Source organism: Janthinobacterium sp. FW305-128, assembly GCF_020858135.1.
GTDB lineage: Bacteria > Pseudomonadota > Gammaproteobacteria > Burkholderiales > Burkholderiaceae_D > Janthinobacterium.
Genome location: NZ_JACYMK010000017.1, coordinates 12,992 through 28,589 on the forward strand (window position 1 = coordinate 12,992; position 15,598 = coordinate 28,589).

Annotated in this window: 12 protein-coding genes and 1 pseudogene; 5 read left to right on the forward strand and 8 right to left on the reverse strand. The window is 63.1% G+C overall.

What is annotated here, in order from left to right; genetic code table 11:
- Nucleotides 1-217: 217 nt before the first annotated feature.
- The 3 genes and pseudogenes from IGS60_RS27135 to IGS60_RS27145 form a co-directional block, all read left to right on the forward strand.
- Nucleotides 218-544 (forward strand): annotated as a pseudogene (locus IGS60_RS27135) (helix-turn-helix domain-containing protein); the annotation flags it as partial.
- A gap of 506 nt (nt 545-1,050) precedes the next feature.
- Nucleotides 1,051-1,899: an ArsR family transcriptional regulator gene (locus IGS60_RS27140; protein ID WP_230506740.1), complete on the forward strand. Its 849-nt coding sequence runs from the start codon at nt 1,051-1,053 to the stop codon at nt 1,897-1,899.
- Nucleotides 1,900-1,975: 76 nt separating this feature from the next.
- Nucleotides 1,976-2,815 (forward strand): HDOD domain-containing protein, encoded by an 840-nt coding sequence (locus IGS60_RS27145; protein WP_070223450.1) that lies wholly within the window; start codon nt 1,976-1,978, stop codon nt 2,813-2,815.
- Between the two features lie 61 nt (nt 2,816-2,876).
- On the opposite strand, the gene IGS60_RS27150 is transcribed toward IGS60_RS27145, so the two are convergent.
- From IGS60_RS27150 to IGS60_RS27175, 6 genes are all read right to left on the reverse strand, one after another.
- Nucleotides 2,877-4,052 carry a zinc-dependent alcohol dehydrogenase gene (locus tag IGS60_RS27150; RefSeq protein WP_230506741.1) on the reverse strand — a complete coding sequence of 392 codons (1,176 nt, stop codon included), beginning with the start codon at nt 4,050-4,052 and terminating at the stop codon, nt 2,877-2,879.
- The gene (locus tag IGS60_RS27155; protein WP_230506742.1) at nt 4,049-5,128 is read right to left on the reverse strand and encodes an SRPBCC family protein; all 1,080 of its coding nucleotides are present in this window, start codon (nt 5,126-5,128) and stop codon (nt 4,049-4,051) included. The genes IGS60_RS27150 and IGS60_RS27155 overlap by 4 nt, the downstream gene beginning before the upstream one ends.
- A 158-nt stretch (nt 5,129-5,286) precedes the next feature.
- The gene (locus IGS60_RS27160; protein ID WP_230506743.1) at nt 5,287-7,098 is read right to left on the reverse strand and encodes a DUF885 family protein; all 1,812 of its coding nucleotides are present in this window, start codon (nt 7,096-7,098) and stop codon (nt 5,287-5,289) included.
- 134 nt (nt 7,099-7,232) lie between these two features.
- Complete coding sequence (locus IGS60_RS27165) at nt 7,233-8,330, reverse strand: M48 family metallopeptidase (RefSeq protein ID WP_230506744.1); 1,098 nt, start codon at nt 8,328-8,330, stop codon at nt 7,233-7,235.
- Complete coding sequence (locus IGS60_RS27170) at nt 8,327-9,493, reverse strand: HPP family protein (RefSeq protein ID WP_230506745.1); 1,167 nt, start codon at nt 9,491-9,493, stop codon at nt 8,327-8,329. The genes IGS60_RS27165 and IGS60_RS27170 overlap by 4 nt, the downstream gene beginning before the upstream one ends.
- An 85-nt stretch (nt 9,494-9,578) precedes the next feature.
- Nucleotides 9,579-9,869 carry a DUF3349 domain-containing protein gene (locus tag IGS60_RS27175; RefSeq protein ID WP_230506763.1) on the reverse strand — a complete coding sequence of 97 codons (291 nt, stop codon included), beginning with the start codon at nt 9,867-9,869 and terminating at the stop codon, nt 9,579-9,581.
- 155 nt (nt 9,870-10,024) lie between these two features.
- Here IGS60_RS27175 and IGS60_RS27180 point away from each other — a divergent pair, with 155 nt between their 5' ends.
- The gene (locus tag IGS60_RS27180) at nt 10,025-10,537 is read left to right on the forward strand and encodes a co-chaperone YbbN (RefSeq protein WP_205602315.1); all 513 of its coding nucleotides are present in this window, start codon (nt 10,025-10,027) and stop codon (nt 10,535-10,537) included.
- A gap of 16 nt (nt 10,538-10,553) precedes the next feature.
- Here IGS60_RS27180 and IGS60_RS27185 read toward each other — a convergent pair whose 3' ends face one another.
- Both IGS60_RS27185 and IGS60_RS27190 read right to left on the reverse strand, forming a co-directional pair.
- The gene (locus tag IGS60_RS27185; RefSeq protein WP_230506746.1) at nt 10,554-12,539 is read right to left on the reverse strand and encodes a methyl-accepting chemotaxis protein; all 1,986 of its coding nucleotides are present in this window, start codon (nt 12,537-12,539) and stop codon (nt 10,554-10,556) included.
- A 197-nt stretch (nt 12,540-12,736) separates the two neighbouring features.
- Nucleotides 12,737-13,234 carry an Lrp/AsnC family transcriptional regulator gene (locus IGS60_RS27190; protein ID WP_230506747.1) on the reverse strand — a complete coding sequence of 166 codons (498 nt, stop codon included), beginning with the start codon at nt 13,232-13,234 and terminating at the stop codon, nt 12,737-12,739.
- Nucleotides 13,235-13,401: 167 nt separating this feature from the next.
- Between IGS60_RS27190 and IGS60_RS27195 the strand changes: the two genes are divergently transcribed.
- Nucleotides 13,402-15,429: an aminotransferase class V-fold PLP-dependent enzyme gene (locus tag IGS60_RS27195; RefSeq protein ID WP_230506748.1), complete on the forward strand. Its 2,028-nt coding sequence runs from the start codon at nt 13,402-13,404 to the stop codon at nt 15,427-15,429.
- Nucleotides 15,430-15,598 lie beyond the last annotated feature (169 nt).

A 15,598-nucleotide genomic window follows, 5' to 3' on the forward strand; every position in this document is an offset into this window, starting at 1 on the left:
CCACGGCGACGAAGCGTAATCTGCGCTGCTAGCTGACAAGAACGGCACCTTCGGGTGCCGTTTTTTTATGCCCGTTGCGCGGCCTTCCACGATGCACGCAAAGAGAAAGAAGTGTTGAGTTGCACTGAAAATTGACCCACTTTCCCCACGAATTTGCAACGGAATCTGACCCACGTTAGTAGCACAATTCCACCTGTCTTATCGGCAGGAGATCGGAGTGATCAACGTGGCTCTACTCGGTATCATTCGACGCTGGCACCTTCGTGACCAGATCCCAATACGAGAAATCGCCAGGCGACTGGATATTTCACGCAATACCGTCCTACGCTATCTGCGCTCTGAAAGCACTGAGCCCTCCTATGCGGAGCGGCGATCAGTTAGCGGATTAGACAAATACTCGGTGCAGCTATCCGGGTGGCTCAAGGCCGAGACGACTAAGCCGCGTAAGCAGCGGCGCAATTTGAAGCAGATCCATGAGGACCTGAAAGAGCTGGGCTATGCAGGGTCATACGACCGCGTGGCAGCGTTTGCCAGGCAGTGGAAGGCGGGTCAAACAGAGTGGGTCAATTCTGCGAGCAAACGAACACGCTGCTAGCTGACCGCTGCTAGCTGACAAGAACGGCACCTTCGGGTGCCGTTTTTTATGCCTGTCCGCATTGCCATGCGCGAAAAGATAGCGTGGCAGGCGGTAAATGATGGCAGCCCATTCCATTTGTCTATTCGATTGGCATGCATATCGCTACGGCAGCACATCATTTATATCGCTCACTGAAAAACACGATTTTCGGCTGTCGCTTGTTCGCACCCATTCATTTGTATTTCGCAGCCTATTTATATAAATGGCAAGCGTAAAATGGAAGGTCAACGCATGCATTAGAAGTCATGCTCTTATTACTGGCCAAGATGACGAACAAGATTCCTATGCAGGCATGCATCCTGATACGCTGATAGCTTAATACGGCCGAGTTAAATTACGTCGAGCATGTTTGAATTGATGGACTAAAACCGTGTAACGCGGTTGACGCCAGACTCGTGCAGGTGCGAGGCAGGATGGGTAGACGTGGCGCCGACGAATTTGAAGTGAGCGCTTACAAGAATGGCTGCTTGCCGTTGACGGCTGTTGGCTACTGCTGTTGCGTCATCCCGCTTTGCTGCCCATGGGCTCGCCCAACTGCTGGTGATGACGCATCACGGCGTTGTTGTGGCGTCACGCCCCGTTGCCTGCGCCACGCCAGTTTTCAGTTCATTCATGCTAAGATTTGGCGCATGATTGCCCAAGCCCTGTTTACTCCCGCCCAGCAAAAACTGCTGGGTTTGCTCTTTGTCCGCGTGAATGAAGGCTTTCACTTGAACGAGATCATGCGCTTGACGGGGCTGGGCAGCGCGTCGGCGCAGCGCGAGCTGCGCCGTTTGCATGAGTCCGGCCTGATCATATCGGAGCGGATCGGCAATGTGCGGCGCTTCTGGCCTAACAAGGAAAGTCTCGTGTATCCGGAGTTGAGCGGACTGGTGCAAAAAACCTTCGGCATCGTCGGCGTGCTCAGCATGACTCTGGCTCCCTTGCGTGCCCAGCTGCACCTGGCATTCGTGTCGGGCGCCGCGGCGAAGGGGCAGGACCTGCCCGGCAGCGCCATCGATTTGCTGCTGGTAGGCGAAGAAGCCAATTATGGCGATCTATTGACGGGATTGGCCCCGGCCGAGCGAACCTTACGGCGTAAAATCAATCCCAACCTATATACGCTGGCCGATTATCGCCGGCGGCTGCGTGAAGGCCAGCCATTTCTGCTGCAGGTATTACAGCAGCCGAAGTTGTTTGTCATCGGCGATGAATCGCTATTGCAGGCGCTGGCATTACCGGATTCTTCATTACAAGCGAATGACATGCCATCTGTATTCTAAAGGCCGGGCCTGGCATTCAATTTCAGGTACATGAAATTGTTGGCCAGAATAATATCTGAGGCGGATTGATCGTATGATGAATAAACTACAGGCTTTCGGTTTAATTGTTTCCCAAGCGGTGCGCGGAGAATTAACGTTTCCCACGAGCGTTAATTCAGCACTGCAATTGCAATTGGCCCTGGCTGAACCGGACTGCCATATCGACCATGCGATCAAGCTGGTACTGGCCGAGCCCTTGCTGGCGGCGCGCACGGTCGCGCTGGCCAATTCGGCCGTGTACAGCCGCGGCGATGCGGCGCCCGTGACCAGCGTGCGCGCCGCCGTCATGCGCATGGGCTACCGCAATCTGTACGCGCTGGTGGCGGCCATGGTGGTGCGCCAGTTCGGCAGCAAGATCATCGACCCCGTGCTGCGCCAGAAGGCGACCCAGCTGTGGGAGCACACTGCCCACGTGGCGGCGCTGGCGCACGTGCTGGCCCGCCGCGTGACGAACGTCGATGCCGATACGGCGCTGTTCGCCGGCATCGTGCATGAGGTGGGCGGTTTTTACCTGTTGTCGCGTGCCGATGAATTTCCCGGCCTGCTCGACGACGATGCCGATCACTGGATGGAGTCCGCCGAAGAAATTATTTCCCGCGAAGTCATGAAGAAGCTGCTGATTCCGCGGGCCGTGAGCGAAGCCATCGAAGGCTTGCGCGATGGCTTGCTGTCCATTCCGCCCGACTCCCTGCTCGACACCTTGTTGTTGGCCAAGCAACTGTCGCCCGTGCCCTCGCCCTTGCAGGTGACGTACGTGGAAATGCTCACGCCCTCCGATTCCGTCATCGATTTCATTATCGACAACGAGACCCTGCAAAGCATCCTGGCCGAATCGGACGAGGAAGTACGCTCGATGAGTGCCGCGCTGCTCGTCTGAGGTCAGCGTATTGCTTGTCTGACCCGCCCACGCCGTCTGCCAGCATGCCTGCCGGGACCGGTCAGGGGCCGGGATGCAGTACGACCTTGATGCATTGCTCCTGCTTCTTCTGAAAGATCTCGTAGCCGTGCGGTGCTTCGTCCAGGCTCAAGTGATGGGAAATGATGGCACCGGGATCGAGCTCGCCCCGTTGTATCCGTTCCAGCAGCGGCTGCATGTAGCGCTGCACGTGGGTTTGCCCCGTCTTGATGGTCAATGAACGGTTCATGATGGAGCCAAACGGGATCTTGTCGCTGAAGCCGCCATACGCGCCCGGCACCGAGACGACGCCGCCGTTGCGGCATGCCATCAGTGCTTCGCGCAGGGCTGTGGGGCGGTCCGATTCCAGTTTCATCGTCTGCTTGAGGCGGTCGTAGATATAGCTGACGCCGGAACCGTGCGCTTCCATGCCGACGGCATCGATGCAGGCATCGGGCCCCCGTCCTCCCGTCATTTCCCGCAGGGCATCGGGCACGTCCACCGCATCGAAATGCAGGGTTTCGGCGCCGGATAGTTCGCGTGCCATGCGCAGGCGTTCCGGGTAATGGTCGATGGCGATGACGCGCTCGGCGCCGAGCAGGAAGGCGCTCTGGATGGCGAACTGCCCCACGGGGCCGCAACCCCACACGGCCACCACCTGGCCCGGCGCGATGGCGCACGCTTCGGCCGCCATGTAGCCAGTCGGCAGTATGTCAGAGAGAAACAGCACTTGTTCATCCTTGAGCTCGTCCGGAACCTGGATGGGGCCGACGTCGGCAAACGGCACGCGTACATATTCGGCCTGGCCGCCCGCATAGCCGCCCGTCAGGTGGGAATAGCCAAAGATGCCCGCGCCCGAGTGGCCCCACATCTTTTCCGCCATGTAGGCGTTGGGGTTGGAATTCTCGCACACCGAGTACAGCTGTTGCTCGCAAAAGAAGCAGCGTCCGCAGGCGATGGGAAACGGCACGACCACCCGTTCTCCCACCTTGCGCTTGCGCACCGCGGAACCCACTTCCACCACCTCGCCCATGAACTCGTGGCCGAGGATGTCGCCTTGTTCCATGGTGGGCACGACGCCATTGTAGAGGTGCAGGTCGGAGCCGCAGATGGCCGTGGAACTGACCTTGACGATGGCGTCGCCGGGATTGAGGATGGCGGGATCGGGCACTTGTTCGATCCGCACGTCGCGCTTGCCGTGCCAGCAATTGGCTTTCATGACACACCTCCGTTTGCTTGCGGTCGAGGGGCAGCGGCCGCGCCGCCAGCCTTGTGCAGCAGGCGCGCCTTGAAGCTGCGCTTGCCCGATGGCTGGCCCTCAGTGGTGCTGACCTCGCCCGTTTCCATCCACTGCTTGAAGCGGCGCAAGGTGGTTTCGATCTGGTAGGCGGGTGCCTGGCTGAACAGGCCGGCCACGGCCGCGCCCACCTTGCCGGCTGGCGGCTGCATGTGCAGTTGCATGGTGACCACGGTGCCGCGTCCGCCCGGTGCGGGCGACAGTTCCAGCGCTCCCGTTTCGGCATGGTTTTCCGCCGCGCGCCAGCGCATGCCCTGGCCCGGACGCTCTTGCGTCAGTTCGCCTATCCACTCGCCTTCGACGCTGTGCCAGCGCGAGCGGCGCGCATCGATCACCTGCACCGACTGCAGGCCCGGCATGAAGCGGGGCAGGTTTTCCAGGTCGCGCCAGGCGCGGTAGCAATCGTCGGCCGACCGGTTGACGATTACGCTCTTTTGCAGCGCCAGTCCCTGTTCGCCTGGCGCGGGCAATTCGCTCAGCTTGCGCGGCGCCAGTTGGGCGCTGGCGATATAGTCGATGGCCGTCACGCCTGCCACCACGGCCGCCGTCGCCGCCAGGCGCGTGCGCGCGTGGCGCCGGCTGGCCATGGCCACGCCCAGCAGTGACAGGTCCATGGCGTCGCCGGCGATGCGCGACCAGCGCCATGCCGGAGCGGTTTCGCCGCGCAGCAAGGCCGCGCCACATGCCATTTCGCGCAAGCCGATGGCGCGTATCCAGAAAGACGAGACGCCGCGCAAGCCGCTGGCCCGCGCCAGGCCGCGCGGCGCCACCAGCTGGGCCAGGCCCAGGCCGATGCTGAGCCAGCCAAGCGCCGTGATCATGGCATGGTTGCCGCGTGCGGTATCGTCGGGAATGTGCCGCTGCGGCCGTCCATTGGTCTGGCCGCGCGCACTGGTGTAGTGAAGAATGGCGTCATGCCCATGATCGGGCATCTCCGCTGATGTTTGCCAGGCGGGCGGGCCAGCCGTGGCGGCGTCGTTCCTGTCTTCGCTTTGCATGCTGCCTCCCTTCTGTGTCTGGGAGTTAGGCAGCATTGCCTGGTACGCGTTCCGGCAGGCGTGTGCGAGATGCGCTGGATCTGTGCCAGATCAAATATCGGCACGAAAAAAAACGGCAGCCCCAACTGGCGCTGCCGTCCTCGCAAGAGTGGGCTAGCTTACTTCTGCTGCGCGATCCACCGGTCGACCTTGGCTTCCAGCAGTTTCAGGGGCAGGGTGCCGTCACTGAGCACCACTTCGTGGAACTTCGGCAGGCTGAACTTGTCGCCCAACGCCTGCTGGGCGCGCTGGCGCAGTTCGACGATTTTCAGCGCGCCGATCTTGTAGCCCAGCGCCTGGCCCGGCCAGGCCATGTAGCGTTCCGTTTCGCTTTTCGCCACGGCGTCGTAGCCGAGGGTATCGCGCATGTACTTGATCGTCTGCTCGCGCGTCCAGCCCTTGGTGTGCAAGCCCGTGTCGACCACCAGGCGCACGGCGCGCAGCATCTCGTCGTTCAAGTGGCCAAAATACTGGGCCGGATCGTCGAACAGGCCCATTTCCTTGCCCAGGGTTTCCGCATACAGGGCCCAGCCTTCCGTGAAAGCATTATTGCCGCCGAAACGGCGGAAGTTCGGCAAGTCCATCTCTTGCACCAGCGCCAGGTGGAAATGGTGGCCAGGCTTGCCTTCGTGCAGGAACAAGGTGGTCATGCCCGTGTCGCCATACAGTTTCGGATCGGTGACGACGGACCAGAATACGCCCGGGCGCGAACCGTCGGCGGCCGGTGCCGTGTAATGGTCGGCGGCCGTATCGCGGCTCAGTTCAGGTTCCAGGCGCAAGTCCAGCGGTGCCTTCGGCACCAGGGTGAACAGGGCTGGCAATTTGCTGTCGAGCAGCACGTTCAGCTTGCGGTAGACGTCGAGCACTTCCTGCTCCGTCTTGAACGGGCGGTATTTCGCCTGTTCCGACACCCACACGGGCAAGCCGGCGGCCGGGCCGTTGTAGCCCATCTTCGGACCGACGATCGCGTATTGTTCCTGGATGCGCGCGACTTCCTTCAGGCCGATGGCGTGGATCTGGTCCGGTTTCAAATCCGTGGTGGTGCTGCTGGCCACGCGCGCTTGGTACCAGGCTGCGCCATCGGGCAGGGCGCTCCAGCCGCTGCTCGTGCGGCTTGCCGGCAGGTAATCGCGTTCCATGAAGGCGGACAGGCGCTGCAGCGCGGGCATCAGCTTGTCCTGGATGGCGGCCGTGTACTGTTTCGTCAGGCGCGCCTTGTCCGCCTCGGAAAAGCTGGCCGGCAAGTTCTTGATGGGCGTGTAATACACGCTGTCCTGCGGCGTGGCGCTGACGAGCTTCTTGAATTGCGGCAGGGCCGACTCCGTCAGTGCCTTCGGCAGCACGATGCCCTTTTGCATGCCGACTTTCATGTTGGCGATGGCCTGGTCTATCCAGCCCGGCAACTGGCTGATACGGCTCAGGTAAGCGTCATACTCCTTGACCGAGGTCAAAGGCTGCGATGCCTCGCCGCCCGCATAATTGGCCAGGGTGACGGGCATGCTGTCCATCTGGTTCAAAGGCAACAGGTATTCGGGGAAGCGCTCGAAGCTCAGCGCCGTCGCCAGTTCATAGTCGAGGATATCGTAGTTGATCTGGTCCTGGTGCGACAGCTGCGCGCGGGCGATGCTGCGCAGGGTCTTCTGGTACTGGCGGTACAGGGCGAACTGTTTGGCGCGCGCGGCGGGCACGATGGCTGAACCGAGCTGGTCGTCAAAACGGTTGTCGCCGCTTTCGGTGGCATTGATCGGCTCGAAACGGGCCTGCGCATCGTAGTACTGGTCGGCCAGCACTCGCAGCTGCTGCTTCGCTTTGGGCGCGCTGACGGCCACGGTTTTGCCAGCGGACGGGGTCGCTTGCGCCATGGGCGCATGGGCGAGCAACAGGGAGATGGCCAGGGTGCCGAGGGTGCCGGCGGCAAAACGATGCTTCATGCGCGATGTCCTTTGTAAGGAGGGAATGAACGGAGGCGTTGGGGGTCGGGGTGGCCGGTCGCGATGGAGCAGCCGGGGCGTAAGCATACGCCATTGCCCAGTGCGTTTGGATAAATTGTGCGGAAGGAATGTTGCTATTTTGCCGTAGGCGGCAGGGCCGCTTTCATCGCTTGCCAGTGGCTGCTGGTCAAGGGACGGCAGGCCGGGCAGGGCGTGGCGGCGATCAGGCTCTCGATCTGCTCCGTGCGCGCCGCCGTTTGCGGGTGCGAGGAAATCCATCCCGGCACCTTGGCCTGGTCCTTGTCACTGAGCTTCTGGAAAAAGCGCAGCATGCCGTCGGGGCGGATCTGTGCGCGCTGCAAGGCCAGCAAACCGAGCCGGTCCGCCTCTTCCTCCATGTCGCGGCTGAAATACAGGGTGCCGGCCTGGTGCGCCAGCATGGCGGCCACGGCGCTGATGTCGCCGATGGTCACGCCCACCAGGGCGCCCCAGCCCAGGCTGCTGATCATCTGCCGCAACGAATGGCGCTGTTCCACATGCTGCACTTCATGCGCGAGCACGCCGGCCAGCTCGCCCGGGTCCCCCGCCTGGCGCAGCAAGCCCGTATGCACGACGACGATGCCGCCCGGCATGGCAAACGCGTTGACCGTGTCGTCCTGCTTGACCAGCCAGCGGTACTGGTAGCGCGACCCGGCCGTCAGCGTGCGGCCGATGTCCTGCACCGTCTGCTGCGCCACGCCGTTCTCAACGATGCCGCCCTGCGCGCGCACTTGCGCCAGGGCCAGTTCGCCCAGCTGCTTTTCCGTCGAGAGGGGAATCCATCCCGCCAGCGCGCCGATGGCGTTGCCTCCTTGCCACCACAACAGGGCAGAGGCGACGACGGCCGCGCCCGTCAAGCCGGCCAGCCAGCCCGACACCTGCCGCCGGTTGCGCTGGCGCTCGCCCCACAGGCGTTGCAGTTGCGGCTGCAGCGCGGCCGGCGCTTCGCGCAAGACGATGGCGATGTCGTCCGCCGTCAGCGGTTTGAGCGACGCTTGCCTGCCTTGCGCATCGAGCCAGTTGAGGAACAGTTCCGGCCCGTCGACACCGCCCACGCTGACGACCAGCTGCGCCACGTCCAGCGTGGGGCCGGGCGCATCGATGGCCAGCTGGCTGCCGAAGAAATGCGCGCTGACGGCCGTGCCGGCCGGGCCGCCATCGGGGCCGGCCAGCAGTGCCTGGAATGGCGTCATGCTGCGGCCTCGGCAAAGCGGCTTTCGTACAGGGCGGCCATCAGGTCGGACTGGCTGATGATGCCGGCCAGGCGTTCTTCCTCGTCGAGGATGGGGATATGGTGATAGCCGGCGTCGGCCATCAAGGGCACGAGATCGATGATGGGCGTGCCCAGGCGGGCCGTGTGCGGCGACGGCGTCATCAGCTGGCCCACCGCTTCCGGCTTGTCGCCGTGGGACAGGCCGCTGCGCTGCAGCAAGCCGCGCAGGCGCTGGCGCATGCCCTGGTAATCGTCGAGCCCGCCATGGCGCAGGAAATCCGTCTGCGTGATGATGCCGATGACGCGGCGCGCCCGGTTCACGACGGGTAGCGCACCCACATCGTGCTCGCGCATGGTGCGCCAGGCAACATCGAGCGGCGTGCCGAATTCCACGCTGAGTACGTCTTTCGACATGATGTCGGCGCAAGTGACGACGCCGAAGCGGCGCTGGTAGGCGCGCATTTCCGTTTGCAGGAAGATCGCCTGCAAATCGTCGCGGCTGATGTCGAGCACTTCGCTGTGCTGGCGCAAGACGGCATCGAGGTCATCCGGTGAAAAGCCCAGGCGGTTGCTGGGCACCTCATCCTTGGTGGCGTGCGGATGCGGCGCGACCAGTTGCTGGACGTGCGGGTAGCGGCGTCCCGTCAGGTTGTTGTACAGCACGGCGCAAGCGACCAGCACGGCGGAATTGAACAGTACGGTGATGAAGACGAATTCAAAGCCGGCCGCATGCACGCTGGCGCCGCCGACGACGGTGGTGAGCGCCACGGCGCCGCCCGGCGGATGCAAACAGCGCAGGGCAAACATGGCGCCGATGGCCAGGCAGGCGGCCAGCGCCGCCACGCCCACGCCAGATCCCAGCCACTTGACGCAGGCCATGCCGACCAGGCCGGAGACGACGTTGCCGCCCACCACGGACCACGGTTGCGCCAGCGGACTGGCCGGCAGGCAGAACAGCAGCACGGCCGAGGCGCCCATGGGCGCGATCAGATAGACGCTGGCGCTGTCCGGGGCCAGCAGGAAATGGCAGATCAGGCCCGTCAGCAGCAGGCCGCAGATGGCGCCCGCGCAGGCGCGCAATTGTTCGCGGCGGCTGCCGTTGTTCGGTTGCGGCAGCCAGCGTGCCAGGAAAGAAGTCGTCATGGGGAGGGCGCGTTCGGGTCGCGTTGCTCAGTGTCAGTGTGAGCCCGATATTATCCCATGCGTTCCATTTCGCTGCCGGTGGGCATTAATCCTCGGCGCAGACCGCCTGCAAGCCGTGCCGTGCCAGCAGTGTCCTGGCGGCCGCGATGGCGGACGGCGCCGGCTCGCTGCTGGCGCAGGCATAGATGTCATTGAGGACCACCGCCGCATCTTTGCCCGTGACGGCGGCCATCAGCTCGGCCAGGTTGCGGTCGGAAAAGTGATCATATAGCAGGGCCAGCACGGCGAAATATGCCGTATCGGGCATGCCGCCGGGATAGGCGTCGCGCAACATGCGCGCGGCGCCGGACAGCGTTGGGTGCAGGGTCTCTGGCATGGTCAAGCAGGTACTCCTTCGCGGCGTTTATACGTTTTCCACATAAGCACAGTGCAATTAAATGGTGGATATTTCTTACAAGCAGGCATATTCTAGACAATCACGCCCGCTGGCAGCTGTTCAGCTGGCTTCACGATTTCTCTCAGGAGCCCCGCATGCGCCTTTCCCGTTTCGTCGCCCCATTCTTTGCCAGCCTGCTGCTTGCCGGTACCGCCATTGCCGCCGCCCCCACACCGGCCAACCCGGTCGCCACGCCGCATCTGCCGTACAACGCGGCGGCCGACGCCAAGGCCGACGTGGCCCGCGCGCTGGCCGAGGCCAAGGCGGCGCACGTGCCTGTCTTGCTGATCTTTGGCGCCAACTGGTGCGAGGATTGCCGCGCACTCGACAAGGCCTTGAAGGAAGGCAAGAACGCCGAGCTGATGCAACAGCAGTTCAAGGTCGTCAAGGTCGACGTGGGTAACTTCGACCATAACCTGGACGTGGCGCAAGCCTATGGCAATCCGCTCAAGAAAGGCATCCCCGCCGCCGTGCTGGTCTCGAGCGACAACAACCAGGTGCTGTACGCCACCAAGGGCGGCGAACTGGCGAATGCCCGCCGCATGAGCGAGAGCGGCATCTATGATTTCTTCAAGCAGGCCGCCAGCGTGAAAGCGCCGGCGATTTAATCGTTTTCAAACTTCCTTAAAACTCTTCCCACGCATCGCTGGCCGGCGCTTTCGGGCGCGCTGGCGTGGGCAGCATAGGCTTGTGCGCTGGCTGCCGAGGCTGCTGCTGCTGCTGCTGCGCCGCATGCCCCGTTTCTTCCAGCTTGAAAACGCTGACCACCTGCGCCAGGCGTCCCGCCTGGTCCTGCAGCGATTGGGCCGCCGCCGCCGCTTCTTCCACCAGCGCTGCATTTTGCTGGGTCGCGTCATCCATCTGCGTGACCGTGGCATTGACTTGCGCGATGCCCTGGCTCTGCTCCTGGCTGGCTGAGGCGATCTCTCCCATCAGGTCGGCGACTCTTTGGACGGACACGACGATGTCCTGCATGGTGGCGCCGGCCGAGTCGACCAGCTTGCTGCCCGCTTCGACCTTGCTGCCCGAGTCGACGATCAAGTCCTTGATTTCCCGGGCTGCTGCCGCTGAGCGTTGCGCCAGGCTGCGCACCTCGGTTGCCACCACGGCAAAGCCGCGGCCCTGTTCGCCCGCGCGGGCCGCCTCGACGGCAGCGTTCAGGGCGAGGATATTGGTTTGAAAGGCAATGCCGTCGATCACGCCGATAATATCCGCGATCTTGCGCGAACTTTCCGTAATCGCGCCCATCGTCTGCACGACTTGGCCGACCACTTCGCCGCCTTTGACGGCGTGGCCCGAGGCCGACACCACCAGCTGATTCGCCTGGCGCGCGTTGTCCGCATTCTGTTTCACGGTCGACGTCAGCTCTTCCATGGCCGCCGCTGTTTCTTCCAGGCTCGATGCCTGGGCTTCCGTGCGGGCCGACAGGTCCAGGTTGCCCGACGCGATCTGGCTCGATGCACTGGCAATGGCCCCGGTACTGTCGCGAACTTCGCGTATCGTCACGTTCAGCGACGCGACGAAGCGGTTGAAGGCAGCGGCCAGCGCGCCGACCTCGTCTTCCGATTCCACGGGCATGCGGCGGCTCAAGTCGCCATTCCCGCTGGCGATTTCACTGAGCATGTCCGCTGCCCGCGCAACAGGCGCGGCGATGGCGCGGCTGATGACATAAATGATTGCCAGGGCGATACCGCCACCGACCAGGCCGGCAATCAGGGCGGCGATCAGGGCCGAGCGCGTGACATTGCCCAGCACTTCCGCTTCCGGCACTTCGGCCACCACGTACAGGTTCAATTCCGGTATGAAAGAGGCCGCTACGAGTTGCTTGCCGCTGGGCGCCGCATAACTGACATAGGTGTATTTGTTGCCGGTCAGCAGAGTCTTGCTCAACGCTTCGTCAAAACCTGGCAAGTCCTTCAATTGATGCTTGCCGTCGGCTAGGGCCGGGTCACGGTGGATCAGCAGGCTGCCGTTGGCGCGTACCAGGTAGACATAGCCGGTCTGGCCGACCTTGTAGCTGCGGATGGTTTCGGCCATGGCGTCGACGCTCAGGCCCATCCCGGCGATGACGGCCTTGCCGCCAGCCGTCTGGCCCCGCGCGTTCAGGAACAGCATGAAGCTGCCCGAGGCCGGATCGCGGTCCAGATTCACCGTGTGCAGTTTGTTTTCGTCGAGCATGCTGAAGAACCAATGATCGGCGGGCTGTTGCTTGTCCAGCGTGCGGATCAGGCCCGCATCGGTCATGTACCGGGACGCAGTTTGCGAACTCCAACTGACGACGGCCGCCTTGTTTTTTTCCTTGATCATCTTCGCGTAGCGCTGAAAAGTGGGCAAGCCGCTGTCGGCCAGGTCCGCGTCTTCCCAGTCCTGCAGAAAGACATCATTGGCCATCGTTTGCACCACCGACAGCGGCTGATTGATCTGGCGCAGCACGTCGTTGCGGATCTCGCCCACCTGGGCCGGCAATTCTTGGCTGACGACGCGCTCGCGCACGTAATCGCTGCTCATGCGCACGCTGAGGAACGATGAGATGCCCATGAAAAGCAGCAGGCACAAACCCATGCTGAACATCAGTTTTTTCTGGATGGAAAGATGGCGAAGCAGATGCATGGACGACCCTGGGAATGGGCCCGCGCGACCGGCAGAGGTTGCTAGAAAGGTACGGGCAAGTGCGCAGTATAGCGACGGATAAGGGCGATATAGTGGAGGTATGCCGTATTTAATGGGGTTGTGTTGCTGTATGGCAACGATTATAAGGTGTTAACATGCGTGCTTTTCATGTATACCGGCACGGGGTGGAAAATCGTTCAGGCAGGCAAGCCGTGGGCGATCAATTCCAGCGGCAATTCCGTGCTGTACTTGATTTGTTCCATGGAAAAGGCGGACGACACGCCCGTCAGTTGCGCGGCCTTGATGAGTTTTTTATAAAACGTGTCATAGCCCTTGATGTCGGTGGTGACGACTTTCAGCAGGTAGTCGATGTCGCCGCTCATGCGGTGAAATTCCTGTACCTCGGGCAAGACGATGACGGCGGCGGCGAAGCGGCGCAGCCATTTTTCATCGTGCTGCCCCGTGCGCACGCTGACGAACACCGTCACGGGCAAACCCACTTTTTGCCGGTTGACGATGGCCACGCGGCTCTCGATATAGCCGTCTTCCTCGAGGCGCTTGACCCGCTTCCAGCACGGCGTGCTGGACAGGCCGATCTTTTCGCTTAGGGCGGCGATCGACAGGGTGCCGTCCTGCTGCAGGGCGGCGAGGATGGCGCAGTCGAATTTGTCGAGCGAGGCGTTTGGTGAATTCATTTTAATATTCCGGTTTTTATAGCATGAACATGCTGCATAGTAGCGTAGTTGCAGTGTCTTTTGGCATATCTTCACGGGGACCGGCCGGTAGACTATCGAGATGGCCCAGCCGCCTGCGCTGCGCCTTTTTAACTGCGCCCTTTTTAAAAAATATTCGGACTGCCATCATGAAAGAAATCTACCTCGACAGCAATGCCACCACTTGCGTGCTGCCCGCCGCCGTTGCCGCCGCCCGGCAAGCGATGGAGCAGGGCTATGGCAACCCCAGCAGCACACATGCGACGGGTTTGCAGGCCAAGGCCATGATGGATGGCGTGCGCCAGCGCGCCAGCGGCTTGCTGGGCGTGGGCGATGGCCGATTGATGTTCAACAGCGGCGCCACCGAGGGCATCCAGACGGCCGTGCTGTCGGCCCTGTGTGCGCTGCGCGAACGGCGCGACGCGGGCAAGCGCATCGGCAGCCTGCTGCTGTATGGCGCGACCGAGCACAAGGCCGTGCCGGAGAGCCTGGCGCACTGGAACCGTTTACTGGGCCTGAACCTGGAAGTGCGCAAGCTGCCCGTCGATGCGCAGGGGCGCCACGACCTGCAGGCGCTCGATGCGCTGATCGGCGAGGCGGCCATGCTGTGCACGATGGCGGCGAATAATGAAACGGGCGTCGTCAGCGATTTGTCCGCCATCGCCCAGCTGTTGCAGGAACGCGGTGCCGACGCCTACTGGATGGTCGATTGCGTGCAGGCGCTGGGCAAGCTGAAACTGAACCTGGCCGCCACGCGTATCGATTACGCACCGTTTTCCGGCCACAAGCTGTATGCGCCCAAGGGCATCGGCATGCTGTATGTGCGCGCCGGCGCGCCGTTTACGCCTTTGATGATGGGCGGCGGCCAGGAAGCGGGCCTGCGTTCTGGCACGGAAAACATGGCCGGCATCGCCGCGCTGGGCGCCGTGCTCGCCGCGCTGGACGATGGCAAGACCTTCCGCAGCCACGCCGACCTGGCCGCGTTCCGCGAGCAGCTGGTGGCCAGCCTGGAACACGCTTTCCCTGGCATCGTGTTCAATATGCCGTTCGATTTGTCCTTGCCGACGACGCTCAATTTTTCCGTGCCGGGCCTGTCCTCGAAAGAGCTGCTGGACCTGTTCGACGCGGCGCGCGTGCGCGTCAGCTCTGGCAGCGCCTGTTCCGCCGCCAAGGCGCTGCCCAGTTATGTGCTGGAAGCGATGCACGTGCCGCAATGGCGCGCCAGTTCCGCCATCCGGCTGTCGTTCGGTCCCCTGATCGATGCGGCGACGGTCGCTTCCGCCTGCGCGCGCATCGAGCGCTGCGGCGAAGCGCTGCGCAGCAGCTGTCTGCTGCCGTCGGCGCTGGCGCCATCGCCGCAGGACGGCATAATCCAGCTGAGCGTCGACGGCCAGTGCACCTGGCTGCTCAGCGACGCCGCCAGCGCCAGTTGCGTCGTCATCGATCCCGCCGCCGCGCTCGTGCCGCGTCTGGCCGCTTTCATCCGCTGCCAGCACCTGGCCTTGCGCGCCATCGTGCACACGACGGCGCCAGCGGACCATGGCGCCGCGCGTCTGGCGCTGCTGCAGGAACTCGCTATCGAGCAGGTGGGCCGCGTCGATATCGATGGCGAGCTGGCGCTGGGCCGGCAGCGGCTGCGCCGCATCGAGTGCGGCGAAACCCATGTGTACCTGCTGGAGCAGCGCTTCGCCTTCATCGGCTCCCTGGCGCCCGAGGCGCTGCCCCCCTTGCTGGATGCGGCGCTGCTGACGCAAGACACGGTGCTGTGCGCGTCCGGCGACGACGGCAGCATCTGCGGCACCGTGCGCACGGTGCAGAACGGTAGCGTGCCGGCCGCCGAACTGCAGCTCGACGCGGCCGCCTTGCCCGCCTTCCTGCGCCAGCATCCCGACGCCATCCTCGTCGACGTGCGCGAAGCGTATGAACACGCGGCGTGCGCCGGCACGGTCTTCGAGGGCTGCGAAGTGCGCAGCGTACCGCTGAGCCGCTTGGCGGGGCAGGTGGCGGCCTGGCTGCAGCAGCCGCAGCGCCCGCTGGTGTTTTTCTGCCGCAGCGGTAACCGCAGCGCACGGGCCGCCGCCTGCCTGCGCCGCCTCGGTCACGGCGCGGCATGGCAACTCAACGGCGGCATGGCGATGGCGGAGGCGACGCGCCATCCGCTGGCGATTGCGGCCTGAACTGCTTGAACTTTCTTTCATGAAATATTGCACCGTGCCATCATCGGCACGGTGCGCGTCGCGCCTTTTTTTCCGTTCATTTCCCACCGGCATTTTTCTGCCATTCAACACGCTGATTTCTTTGCTGAAACGTCCCTAAAACACGGAGTATGTACGCTAGCGCACGGTC